This is a genomic window from Pseudomonas sp. BMW13 (assembly GCF_013357275.1).
In the GTDB taxonomy this organism is placed as follows: domain Bacteria; phylum Pseudomonadota; class Gammaproteobacteria; order Pseudomonadales; family Pseudomonadaceae; genus Aquipseudomonas; species Aquipseudomonas khazarica.
The window spans coordinates 49,536-61,963 of record NZ_SUKD01000012.1; the positions used below are offsets into that span (position 1 = coordinate 49,536).

Annotated in this window: 11 protein-coding genes; 2 read left to right on the forward strand and 9 right to left on the reverse strand. The window is 65.3% G+C overall.

Features of this window, described 5'->3' with window-relative positions; genetic code table 11:
• Positions 1 to 19: 19 nt before the first annotated feature.
• Complete coding sequence (locus E4487_RS09365; RefSeq protein WP_037054883.1) at positions 20 to 739, forward strand: membrane integrity-associated transporter subunit PqiC; 720 nt, start codon at positions 20 to 22, stop codon at positions 737 to 739.
• Between the two features lie 44 nt (positions 740 to 783).
• Here E4487_RS09365 and E4487_RS09370 read toward each other — a convergent pair whose 3' ends face one another.
• The 6 genes from E4487_RS09370 to msbA form a co-directional block, all read right to left on the reverse strand.
• Positions 784 to 1,995, reverse strand: coding sequence for an acyl-CoA dehydrogenase family protein (locus E4487_RS09370; RefSeq protein WP_175253202.1), 1,212 nt, complete (start codon positions 1,993 to 1,995; stop codon positions 784 to 786).
• A 13-nt stretch (positions 1,996 to 2,008) separates the two neighbouring features.
• Positions 2,009 to 3,289, reverse strand: coding sequence for an acyl-CoA dehydrogenase family protein (locus E4487_RS09375; RefSeq protein ID WP_175253203.1), 1,281 nt, complete (start codon positions 3,287 to 3,289; stop codon positions 2,009 to 2,011).
• A gap of 143 nt (positions 3,290 to 3,432) precedes the next feature.
• Positions 3,433 to 4,854, reverse strand: a complete 1,422-nt coding sequence (hldE, locus tag E4487_RS09380) for a bifunctional D-glycero-beta-D-manno-heptose-7-phosphate kinase/D-glycero-beta-D-manno-heptose 1-phosphate adenylyltransferase HldE (protein ID WP_037054889.1) — start codon at positions 4,852 to 4,854, stop codon at positions 3,433 to 3,435.
• Positions 4,855 to 4,915: 61 nt separating this feature from the next.
• Complete coding sequence (locus E4487_RS09385) at positions 4,916 to 6,298, reverse strand: PIG-L deacetylase family protein (RefSeq protein ID WP_175253204.1); 1,383 nt, start codon at positions 6,296 to 6,298, stop codon at positions 4,916 to 4,918.
• 4 nt (positions 6,299 to 6,302) lie between these two features.
• Complete coding sequence (locus tag E4487_RS09390; protein WP_134676045.1) at positions 6,303 to 7,199, reverse strand: GNAT family N-acetyltransferase; 897 nt, start codon at positions 7,197 to 7,199, stop codon at positions 6,303 to 6,305.
• Entirely contained in the window at positions 7,199 to 9,028 is a 1,830-nt protein-coding gene (gene msbA, locus E4487_RS09395; protein ID WP_150607856.1) for a lipid A export permease/ATP-binding protein MsbA, read from the reverse strand. The genes E4487_RS09390 and msbA overlap by 1 nt, the downstream gene beginning before the upstream one ends.
• A gap of 35 nt (positions 9,029 to 9,063) precedes the next feature.
• Here msbA and E4487_RS09400 point away from each other — a divergent pair, with 35 nt between their 5' ends.
• On the forward strand, positions 9,064 to 9,678 hold the full coding sequence (locus tag E4487_RS09400) for a lipopolysaccharide kinase InaA family protein (protein ID WP_175253205.1): 615 nt from the start codon (positions 9,064 to 9,066) through the stop codon (positions 9,676 to 9,678).
• Here E4487_RS09400 and E4487_RS09405 read toward each other — a convergent pair.
• The 3 genes from E4487_RS09405 to E4487_RS09415 form a co-directional block, all read right to left on the reverse strand.
• Complete coding sequence (locus tag E4487_RS09405) at positions 9,648 to 10,484, reverse strand: lipopolysaccharide core biosynthesis protein (protein WP_175253206.1); 837 nt, start codon at positions 10,482 to 10,484, stop codon at positions 9,648 to 9,650. The genes E4487_RS09400 and E4487_RS09405 overlap by 31 nt on opposite strands.
• A gap of 2 nt (positions 10,485 to 10,486) precedes the next feature.
• A complete protein-coding gene (locus E4487_RS09410; protein WP_175253207.1) occupies positions 10,487 to 11,587 on the reverse strand; it encodes an O-antigen ligase in 1,101 nt (366 codons plus the stop codon).
• A 91-nt stretch (positions 11,588 to 11,678) separates the two neighbouring features.
• A complete protein-coding gene (locus tag E4487_RS09415; RefSeq protein ID WP_218952900.1) occupies positions 11,679 to 12,428 on the reverse strand; it encodes a glycosyltransferase family 25 protein in 750 nt (249 codons plus the stop codon).

Genomic DNA, 12,428 nt, shown 5'->3' on the forward strand with positions numbered 1-12,428 from the left:
AAGCGGCTGCCGGGAACGAATGATGACTGTAGTACGCCCCCTGGCCGTGCTTCTGATGACGCTGCTCACGCTCAGTGGTTGCAGCCTGCTGCAGCAGAAGCCCGTACCGCTCTATCAACTGGACAGTGGCAGCGCCGAGACGCCGACCAAGGACAACGGTGTCACGGTCCTGGTCGGCCCGATCAGCGTGGCCGACTACCTGCGCCAGCAGAACCTGCTGCAACGCCAGGCCGACGGCAGCCTGGTGGCCGCGCAGAACGCTCGCTGGGCCAGCGGCCTGGCCAACGACATCGACCAGCAGATGCTGCGTCAGCTGGCCTGGCGCCTGGATAGCCAGCGCCTGGTTCTGGCCCCTGCGGCACCGGGCTTCAGTGCCGATGCCCAGGTCATGCTGACCATTACCCGCCTCGACTCCGGCCCCACTCAACCGGCCGTGCTGGAGGCCCAGTGGCGCCTGCTCGACCGTCGCGGGCAACTGCGCGACAGCCGCCTGATCCGCCTGGAAGAAGCTCACAGCGGCACGCTGGCCGAACAGGTAAAGGCGCAGAGCACGCTGGTGCAGCGCCTGGCCAGCGAGCTGGCCGTCGCCATCCAGCCGATCGCCATCGCCGAGGACCCGACGCCGGAGCCGCCGCGCCGCAAGCCGCCCGTCGCCAAGGCCAAACCGGAGGAGCCCGCCGGGCCGAAGATCCCGGTGGCCGAGCCGATCAAGATCGATACGGAAGTCTTCCGCTTCTAAGCAAAAAGCCCGCAGATGCGGGCTTTTTTCATGGCGTGACCGCGCTATTTCAGCTCGCTGGAGCTCTTGCCCAGCAGGCGCCTGGCAACGATCAGCAACTGGATCTGCTGGGTGCCCTCGAAGATATCGAGAATCTTCGAATCCCGCGCCCACTTCTCCAGCAGCTCATCCTCGGCATAACCGCTGGCACCCGCCAGTTCGACGCACTTGAGCGTCACCTCGCAGGCAACGCGCCCGGCCTTGGCCTTGGCCATCGACGCCTCCCTGGAGTTGGGCAGCTTGTTGTCGGCCATCCAGGCCGCTTTGAGCGTCAGCAGACGCGCAGCCTCCCATTCGGCTTCCAGGCGGTAGAGCGTCGCTTCGGCATGGCTGACGCTGAGCAGCGGCCGGGCATGGTCCAGGCGACAACCGGCCTCGCGCAGCAGCTCACGGGTGCGGTCGAGCGCGGCCTTGGCCACACCGACCGCCATCCCCGCGACCAGCGGCCGGGTATTGTCGAAGGTTTCCATGACCCCGGCGAAGCCCTTCTGCACATCGACCTCCGCGTTGCCCAGCAGGTTGGCCGCCGGCACGCGGCAGTCAGTGAAACTGATCGATGCCGTGTCCGAGGCCTTGATGCCAAGCTTCTTCTCCAGGCGCGTCACCGTCATACCGGGCGTGCCCTTCTCCACCACGAACGACTTGATCGCCGCCCGCCCCAGACTGCGATCGAGACTGGCCCAGACCACCACGGCATCGGCACGCTCGCCGGAGGTGACGAAGATCTTCTCGCCATTGATCACATAATGATCACCGTCCTTCACGGCGGTGGCGCGAATCGCTGCGGAGTCCGAGCCACAGCCCGGCTCGGTGATGGCCATCGCGGCCCAGGTCTTGCCCAGGCGGGCCAGCTGCTCGTCATTGGCGACTGCGGCGATGGCGGCGTTGCCCAGCCCCTGACGCGGCATGGCCAGGAGCAGGCCGACATCGCCCCAGCACAGCTCCATCACACCCAGCAGCGCGGCCATGTTGCCGCCATTCTTGACGCCCTCCTGCTGCTCGCGCGCTGCGCCACGCTTGCTCGCCGAGCCGGCACCGACGGCATCGGGCGAACCCTCGTTCATGCCGTCGAGCAGCGCGGCCAGCATGTCCAGTTCCTTCGGATAGGCATGCTCGGCCTTGTCGTACTTGCGCGAGATCGGCCGCAGATAGCGGGCCGCGACCTGATGGGCCTGGCGCTGCAGGCCGGCGAACTTCTTCGGGGTTTCCAGATTCATGATGAGCTACCTGTCAGAGATGAAGACCACCGGCGAGCACCGCCAGGTTGCGCAGGTCGCGGTACCAGCGCTCGACCGGGTGCTCCTGGGTGAAACCGTGACCGCCGAGCAACTGCACCGCGTCGCAACCGATCTTCATCGCCTTCTCGGTACAGAGCAGGTGAGCCAGATAGGCTTCGCGGTGAAACGGCCTGCCGCTCTCGGCCAGCGCACAGGCGCGCCACAGCATCAGGCGCATGGATTCAAGCTCGATGGCCATCTCGGCGATCATGAAGGCCACACCCTGGCGATGACTGATCGGCTCACCGAAGGCCTGCCGCTCGTTGCAGTAAGGCACCACGTAGTCCAGCGCGGCCTGCGCGGTGCCCACCGCCAGGGCACAGAAGGCCAGCGCCGAGTAATCGAGAAAGGCGCGAAAATCGAAATCGTCCGCCGCCAGGCGCTGCCCGGCGGGCACCTTGACCGACTTGAACTGGATACGCGCCAGTTCGCAGGCCTTGAGCCCCATGGCCGGATCGGCCTGCCGCGTGATGCCCTTGCTGGCCGCGTCGACGAGGAACAACGCAGCTCCGTCGCTGGCCTGTGCCGTCACCAGCAGGCGACTGGCGGACATGCCGCCAAGCACCAGCACCTTCTCGCCATCGAGCAGGTAATGCTTGCCACGTCGCCGGGCGCGGGTCGCAGGCGCTTGCGGGTCCGCCAGGACGGCCGCTTCGCTCACCGCCAGGGCATGCAGCGGAGCCCCTTCGTCGCTGACGAAGGCGGGCAGCCACTCGGCCTGCTGCTGCGAGGAGCCCCAACGGCGAATGCAGTTGGCCGCTGACAACGGCCCCAGCAGCGTGGCCGCCAGCGAGAAGTCGCCCTGGGCCAGGCTCTCGGCGATCAGCGCGTTGCTCAGCACGGTGCGCTCGCCGGCCAGACCGCCCTGCGCTTCACTGACCCCGTAATGCACCAGCCCCAGCTCGCGGGCCTGGTTCAGCAGCGCTGCCGGCACCCGCCCCGCGCCATCGGCCTCGTGCGCCGCCGGGCGCAACACGTCCAGCGCGAAGCCCTGGAGCATGTCCACCAGCATCTGCTGATCATCGGAGAGTGTCAGGTCGAACAGGTCGTCGCCCTGCGGGCGTTCGATACGCGGCTTGCCGGACGCGCGCTGGGCGACCAGGCGAAAGCTGGCGCGACTGCCGCTGTAGATGAACTTCTCGAAGGGTTTGCGCAAGTTCAGGCGGTCCGGCCAGTCGGCCTGCGCCACCTTGCTCAGCACGCTCAGGGCCTGGCCCTGTACATCGACTTTCATGGCATCTCGCTCCACGCGGGTGATGCCACCGATGATGCGCCGGCCGCTGGCGAGCGACTATGACCCTCAAGCCGCGAGCATACGGCAGTCGGGTCAAGCCCGCAGCAGCGTGGGCATGGCTGGCGCCAGGCCCACTGCCCGCATCACTTGTTGCGGATCTTCTCGACGATGGCCGTGGTGGAGCTGTTCTCCACCAGGCCGAGGACACGGACCTCGCCGCCATAGGCCTGGACGATGTCGGCGCCCACCACCTGGTCGACGCCATAGTCGCCGCCCTTGACCAGCACGTCCGGCTGCACCTGCTTGAGCAGGCGCTCCGGGGTGTCCTCGCTGAAGCTCACCACCCAGTCCACCGCACCGAGGCCGGCGAGCACCGCCATGCGACGGTCGACGGCGTTGATCGGCCGGCCCGGGCCTTTCAGGCGACTGACCGAGGCGTCGTCATTGATCGCCACGATCAGCCGGTCGCCCTGCGCGCGCGCCTGCTCCAGGTAGGTCACGTGGCCGGCATGGAGGATGTCGAAGCAGCCGTTGGTGAAGACGATCCTCTCGCCATGGGCACGCGCGTCCTCGATGGCGATGAGCAGCTGGTCCAGGCTCAGCACGCCGCGCTCGGAACCTTCCTCGCGCTGGACCGCGCGGCGCAATTCCGGAGCGCTGATCGCCGCCGTACCCAGCTTGCCGACGACGATGCCCGCTGCGAGATTGGCCAGGGCCACGGCATTCGGCAGCTCCTCGCCGGCGGCGATGGACGCCGCCAGGGTGGAGATCACGGTGTCACCCGCGCCGGTCACGTCGAACACTTCGCGGGCACGCGCCGGCAGGTGCAGCGGCGCATGCTCCGGGCGCAGCAGGGTCATGCCATGCTCGCCACGGGTCACCAGCAGGGCGCCCAGTTCCAGCTCGCGCATCAGCCTGGCGCCCTTGCTGACCAGCTCGGCCTCGTCGACGCAGCCGCCGACGATGGTCTCGAACTCGTGCAGGTTGGGGGTGATCAGGCTGGCGCCGCGGTAGATGGAGAAATCCTTGCCCTTGGGGTCGGCCAGCACCGCGATGCCGCGGGCACGCGCCAGCTGGATCAGCGCCTGATGATTCTGCAGCGCGCCCTTGCCGTAATCGGAAAGCACCAGCACCTTGACCCCGGCGAGCAACTGCTCGACCTCACGGGCCAGTGCCGCGCTGTCGGTATCGAAAGGCTCCTCGAAATCCATGCGCAGCAGTTGCTGGTGGCGGCTCATCACCCGCAACTTGACGATGGTCGGCTGCTTGTCGAGACGCTGGAAGTGGGTTTCCACGCCCACCCCACGCAGGCTGTCGCTGAGGCTGTCGGCGGCTTCGTCCACGCCGGTCACGCCGACCAGCAGGGCACGCGAACCGAGCGCCGCGATATTCAGGGCGACGTTGGCAGCGCCACCGGGACGATCCTCGATCTGGTCGACCCGCACCACCGGCACCGGCGCCTCCGGAGAGATCCGTGAGGTACCGCCATGCCAGTAGCGATCGAGCATCACGTCGCCCACCACCAGAACGGCGGCTTGGTCATAGCGGGGCATGGTCAGTTTCATTGCGGCTCCAGAAGGGGAGAAAAACGGGAAAAATCATAGCATGACCAACTCGGGGTACGACTCAGCGCTGGCGTACCCAGAACAGCTCGTGCCGGCGCACCGCCTTGCGGAAGAACTCGTCCTCGCCCGTGGCGGGCCAGCGACGCCCGGCCAGCAGCCGCTGGATCAGGCGGCGCAGGCGCTTCTTCAGCGGCAGCGCGCCCTGCAGGTCATGCTGCAGGGCCAGCGCCATGGCCTTGTCCAGCTGCCGCTCGGCATCGAGCGACGGGCTCCACAGGCGATCGGCCGGCAGCGCACTGACCGCCGGCGGCAGGGGAACGCCCATGCCCGCCGGGCCCATCGGCCAGCGGTCGTTGTCATGCAGGTGGTTGGCGTACAGCAGCAGGGTCTGCGGCTGCCAGCGAGTCTGCGCGCAGGCCTCGAGCACGGCGCGCGTGCTGGCGACGTGATCGTGATGCGGGTCCAGCTCCGGGTGCGGGGTCAGCAGCACCTCGGGGCGGTAATGCTCGATCACGGCGGCCAGATCGGCGATCAGGTTGTCCCAGGTCGGCTGGCCGTCGGCATCGGCGGGCAGAGACAACGGATTGTGCCGGCGCACGCTGCGCACGTCGCATTCGCCGGACTCGCGCGAGGCGAACGGCGTCTGCGGTTGCTCGGCCATGGCGGGCAGTTGCAGGCAGTAGTAGCCAAGCTGGACGCAGCGCGCCTGCGCCACGCCGCCCCAGAGTGGCGCGGCCAGGCTGTCCCAGGCACGCAGGCGGCCCTTCAGACGGGCCGCAGCGGCCTGGTCCAGGCCCAGGCGCTGATAGCCCTGCGCCTCGATCTCGCCCTGAGTCAGGGTGACGATGGCCGTCTCGGACGAGCGGCTGTACTGACCGAAGGCCGCCAGTTCAGCGTCGTCGGCATGCGGCGCGATGATCAGCATGCGCTGCGCGGCGAAGTCGGGATTGCGCATGGCATGCAGGCGCAGCCCGCCGTCGATGCGACAGAAGCGCGGGACGATGCTCAGCCCATGCGCCTGTTGCCCGGACAGGTTGAGGTAGCGCCGCCCCGCCACGCCGCGCTCGAAGTCCTGGCGATCATCGCCGATCCACACGTGGGGATCGAGCCAGCGCCCGAGCCAGGTCGCCTGCAGGCGCAGTTCGAGCAGCAGGGTGTCGTAACCCGCGAGCTCGGCCTCGACCTGCAACGCACCCTGCTCGAGAAGCACCGGCACACTGACGCAATCGGCCGGGAAGTCATACTGGTAGTCATCGCGCGGCGAATAGAACAGATGATCGGCGAACCAGGCCTCATGCGCGATCCAGCCCAGCACCAGCAGCAGTGGCGGCAGCCACCAGGCGACGAAGACGCCCAGCAGCGCCAGCGCCAGCAGGGCCAGCAGCAGGGCCGTGCGCTTGTTGCGCCGGTGGCGTTTGAGCAGTTGTTGCTTGCGTCCGTTCATCGCCTCACACCTGATAGACCGGCACCCGGTTGCACCAGCGGTCCTTGTACTCGCGATCGGCACGGCCGAAGGAGTAGCGCAGCGGCTTGCCCAGCGCCCGCGCCTGTTCCCACTCGCGCTGCGTGTTGACGAAGCTGAGCACGCTGCCGGGGCTGAACTCGCGCTGCTGCGGATCGACCCCGCCGTTGATGTACTCGAGGCTGATCCACTGCGGCGCCTCCACGCGATAGAGCACCTGGATCGCGACCGGCTCGTCATTCAGGTAGATCAGCGAACCGGTCATGAACTCGCGCAACAGGCCGAACACCTCGGCCAGGTGATCCTTGCCCGTGGCCTCGAAGCCCCAGCGGCGCTGGAACAGGTCGGCGTAGATGCGCGCCTGCTCCTGCGCAGTCAGCTCCAGCATCGGCCGGATCACGCCGCCCGCCTCTTCCAGCAGGCGCTGTTCGCGACGCTGGTTGTAGCGGAATTTCTTGCTGTACTGCTCCGGCTCACGCGCCAGCGCCAGGCCCTCGGGCTGCTCGCTGACACCGAGAAGCCCGGCGGCATTCAGTTCGGACAGGTAGCGCGCACGGTGGCGCAGCGCGACCTGTGCGCCAGCCGCCAGCGGCAGGATGATTTCGGCATTGCCCAGATCGAACAGGCCGCGCTTGCCGCGTTGCTTCAGCACATCCTTGGACAGGGCCAGGTGCCGCCCCCAGGTGGCGATGGCCGCATGCAGCTGGCCATCGACCTGCCAGCCCAGGTAGCGCACGGCAATACCGGCCAGTCCGGCCAGCCGTGCCACCACCTCGGGATGCGTCGCCACGCTGCCGCCGAAGCGCGCCCACGCGTCGGCATAATCGGCTGCCGAAATCGGCGCCCAGCCCCGTTCACGCCAGAATTGCAGATGACTCAACATCAGGCGTCGTGCTCGTCAGTGGCGACCGCATCGCCCTCTTCGAACTGCTTGGCGTGCAGACGCGCGTAATAGCCGTTCTGCGCCAGCAGTTCGGCGTGACTGCCTCGCTCGACGATCTGCCCCTGATCCATCACCAGGATCAGGTCGGCCTTCTCGATGGTGGTCAGACGGTGCGCGATGACCAGCGTGGTACGACCCTGCATCACCTGATCCAGCGCGGCCTGGATATGCCGCTCGGATTCGGTATCGAGCGCCGACGTGGCCTCGTCGAGGATCAGCAGTGGCGCATCCTTGAGCAGCGCGCGGGCAATGGCCAGGCGCTGACGCTGGCCACCGGAGAGCAGCACGCCGTTCTCGCCGACCAGGGTGTCGTAACCCTGGGGCATCTTCTCGATGAACTCGGCGGCATAGGCATCACCCGCAGCCTGACGCACGGACTCCAGCGGCGCACCGGCCAGGTCGCCATAGGCGATATTGTTGCGCACGGTGTCGTTGAACAGGGTGACGTGCTGGGTCACCAGCGCGATGTGCCGACGCAGGTTGCGCAGGGTGTAGTCCTCGACGTCCAGGCCGTCGAGCAGGATCTGCCCCTGCTCGTGGTGGTAGAAGCGCGGAATCAGGTTGGCCAGGGTCGATTTGCCGCTGCCGGAGCGGCCGACCAGCGCCACCATCTGCCCGGGCTCGGCGACGAAGGAGATGTTTTCCAGCACCGGTTTCTCGGTGCCCGGATAACTGAAGCTGAGGTCACGCACCTCGAGCCGGCCGCTGACACGCTCACGCGCCTGCGTACCATGATCGACCTCGGGCTCCTCGTCGAGCTGCTCGAAGATGCTCTCGGCACCAGCCACGCCCTTCTGGATGGTCGAGCTGACCTCGGACAACTGCCGAATCGGCTTGGGCAGCAAGCCAGCCAGGGTGATGTAGGCCACCAGGTCGCCCGCCGACGAATCGCCGCGCAACCACAGGACGAGGAACATCAATACGGCCATGGCGCTGTAGATCACCAGTTGCAGCGATGGCGTATAGACGGCGCCTGTGCGGACCATCTTCAACTGCTTGCTCCGGTTCTCCTCGCTGGCATCGAAGAAGCGCTGTTTCTCGTAGTCTTCGCCACCGAAGCTGCGCACCACGCGATAACCCTGGATGCTCTCGGACGTCACATGCGTGACGTCGCCCATGCTGGTCTGAATCTTCTTGCTCTGCTTGCGAAACTTCTTGCTGGTACTGGTCACCATCAGGCCGATGATCGGCAGGATCGCCACCATGACCAGGGTCAGCTTCCAGTTCATCCACAGCAGCGTGGCGAACAGGAAAATGACCGTCATCCCCTCACGCACCACGACCTTGATCGCATCGGTGGCCGCACCGGTGACCATGGTCACGTTATAGGTGATCCGCGAGATCAGGTGCCCGGAGTTGTGGTTATCGAAATAGCGATTGGGCAGGGTTAGCAGGTTGTTGAACAGCGCGATACGCAGGTCCTGCACCAAGCCCATGGAAACCTTGGCCAGATAGTAGTTGCCCAGGAAGGAGCCGATCCCTTGCCACAGCGCGATCAGGACGATCAGCAGGGGCACCGCCTGCAGCAGCTTGAGATGCGCCAGCCAGGGCGCATGCTCGAGCATCCAGGGCACCCCGTCGAACAGGCTGGCCTCGGGGTTGGACAGACCATCGACGAAATACTTGAGGATATAGCCCAGCATCGGCTGGGTGGAGGCAAAAACCAGAAAGCCAAGAATACTGATGGTGAACAGGCCCCAGTAAGGAACCACGTAGCGCAGCAATCGCAGATAGACCTTCGTACTGGATTGCTGGGTAGAATTGACCATTCGATAAGCCCCGTACGACTGGCTAGAGAGATGAAATGCGGATTGTAACAGCGAACGAATTACAAGACTGGCTGAGCCAGGGGGATGTGCTGGAAAAAGACAGCCATGGCCCCAAGGTCATTCGCCTGCCGGAAGGCGAACTGCTGAAGATATTCCGCAGCCGGCGCACTCCGCTGCTGGCCCGCTTGCGTCCCGACGCTCTGCGCTTCGCCGAACGTGCCAGCCGCCTGCAAGCATTGGGCATCCAGACTCCACGGATTTGCGAGTGCGCCTGGATCGACAAGGACAAGATCATCAGCGCCTGCCTCTACCAACCCCTGCAGGGCCAGCCGCTGGACCAGCTGTTCCGCAGTCAGCGCAGCGAGTTCGATCTGCTGCTGCCACAGCTGGCCGCATACATCCTCAAGCTGCACCGCCTGGGCATCTACTTCCGCTCGCTGCACCTGGGCAATATCCTGCGCACGCAGGAGGGTGACTTCGGCCTGATCGATTTTCTCGATCTGCGCTTCAAGCGCCGTCCGCTGGGACGCATGCTGGTGCGCCGCAATTTCACTCATTTGCAGCGCTATCTGCAGCGGCGAAAAGTCGAGAATTTCCCCTGGGATGAACTCATGCGCCACTACGACGAAGCGAGCAGATCGTCCAGCTGATCCAGGCTCAAGCGAGGAACCAGGCTCGCAGGCAGGCGACTGTCGTTGGACAGTGTGAACATCCGGTAGTCCTCACAGACCACGCGCTCAGCGACCAGTTCGAAGCTGGGTAGGATGTAGTCGACGTAGTCCTCATCGAGTCGGCTGGGCAGCGCCGCATCACCCTGTTCGTAGAAACGCCCCTGCCCCCCCATGTCCAGCCCGACCAGGACCACGTTGCGAAAGCCGAGGTGGTAGGCCAGCTGCATGGCCGCGTAGGGAATGGTACGTCCGCCGAAATACCCCTTGGTCATGTTGCGGCTGAAACCGATGCGATTGGGTTTCTGCCGCAGCAGTGAAAAGCGGCACTCCAGATCGGGATCCTTGCGCACGCTCCATGCATATCGGCGATCGGACAATACCGCGCCATCCAGGGGCCGGTTGGTACGCCGCATCACGCAGACCGAGTGCCCCTCGATGGCTTCTGGAGCAGACTCCAGCAGCACTTCAAGCGCCCCGGTACCGAGCGCCGCATGCTCGGCCAACTCGATACCCTGACGCACCAGCGGGAGGCGCAAACGTACGAATCCGCGATCATCACAGAGGTAGAACAGCGGGCGAACACCCGCTTCGGCAAACCGCACGATGGAGCCGTTCACCGCCACCATCGGCACATGCCGGTAACGCTCGAGCGGGAAATCGGCGGCCGACGGTCCGGAGGCCAGCACGATCAACGTGCCCGAGTACTTCCCACGGCACGCCTCGAAGGGTTTCCCGTCATCCCAGATTTCGAGCAGACGCTGCTTGAGCAAAAGGCTGTTGTCCATATCTAGCCCCTTTGCTGGCCTGAATCCTGGCGCTGCAAAGCGACCCATGCCATGCACAGGAACAGCGGCAACCACAGGCAGAACCACTCCTCACGGGGTTTCACCCAAGGCCCCACACCGTCGGTGAACAACGCCAGCATGGCGAAGCAGAGCAAGGTGCAGAGCATGCGCCCGAATCCTGTATCCCGAGCCTGCCATGCCTTGATCAGCGCCAACCCGTGGAGCAGCAGCCAGGCGAACAAACCGGGCAAGCCCAATACCACGGCGATGTGCAGATAGATATTGTGGGCATGCTCGTAGGACGTGTGCAGAGCCTCCACCGGCAACAGGTAAGGCGTGCCGAAGCCCAGCCCCAGCCAAGGGCTGGACTCGATCTTGAGCAGCGCCTGGGCCATCAGCTCGGGGCGGTAGGAGAAACCGCGCTGCAGCACAAGCTCGGGGAACGCCCAGAGCAACGACGCCACAGCGACGATACAGCCCAGGCTCAGCAGCCATTGCCAACGCTGCCCGGACCACAGCGGCGATATCAGCAGTACCAGCAAGGCAGCGACCCACGGCCCTTTGGACTGGCTGAGCACCAGAATGGCGGCATAGCCCAGAAACGCCATGAACCAGAGCCCACCCTGCAACGGGTGCGGCAGATGACGCCGCAGATAGAGCAGCAGGATACCCATGACGCCGAATAGCTGGGCGCCGAGGATGGGGTGATTGACCAGGGCTGTACCGACAGCCCGTTCAGAGAAGCCTCGCCCCTCAACGCCATAGAACATGATCAGGCTTGCCCATGCCAGCATACCCACGAGCAGCGCCGACAGCGCCAGCAGACGCCAGAGCAGCACTGGCGCGATGCAGGCCAACGCCATCAGTGCATTGGCCGCCAGCAGCACATAGAGGAATATCTTCAGTTCCTTTGGAGCGACAGGCACGCCCGCCCAGGTGAAGGAGAGCGCCGACCAGGCTCCGAACACTATCAATACCGCGCTCATCGGCTGCAACCACGCACGGATGACGCGCGCGTCGCTGAGCAGGGCCAGGACGCCTGGCACCCAGAACAACAGGATCACGCCCTGCTGATAAAGCTTGCTGGTCGGCAGCAGCAGCATGCCGACCAGCCACCACAGCAGCCCGGCTCCCAGCCAGGTCTTCAGCCACCACTGCTTCTGCACGACTACCTGCATCACCGAACCTGTCCGATCAAAATGCTGCATAACGAATACGACTCCACAGACGACGCAGCGCTTTGCGTGTTTTGAACTCAGGTTTACGCTCCACGGCCTCGATATCGCTCATGTCCAGCAAGCGCTGATAGGCCAGCACAGGCGTGACCAGAAAGCTGCGAACCTCTGGATGCAGGGTTTCGGAGTAGTACCAGTCGATCGGCAGGCCCGAGCCCTCTGCCTCATCGAGAATGCGCTGATACAGACGCTCGTGTACCAGATATGCGTGTCCGAGCCGGATGCGTCCGGCATCCAGCAGGTTTGCGGAGAAACGGCGCAGGCGCCCGCCTTTCTTGTAGGTTCCGCCCAGGTAGAGCATGTCCCAATCGTGCGACTGCATCTGCCTGGCCACACGCCGCAGCACCGGTAGGCTGTAGGGCTCGAATTCACAGTCATCCTCGAGGATCAGCACATGTGGCCAGCCGGACGCCTGAGCAAGACGAATGATGCCCAGATGACTCTGGGTACACCCCCAGGTCGAACGCAGCTTGGCGGCCAAACGTTCGCTGTCGCCATCGACACGCTTGAGAAAGTCACGCAGGCCGGCCAACTGTGGCTGCTCGACAATGTCCGCCGGCGGCCGCACTGCGGAGAAACGCTGGATGTTGCCGTTCACGCCCATCCGCTCAAATTGCGCCTGCATGGCGGCCCAGCGATCGGTACGCGAATCCAGGTTTATCACCTGGACATGTTCGAAGAAGGGCCAGCGCTCTGCTACTTGGGTCAA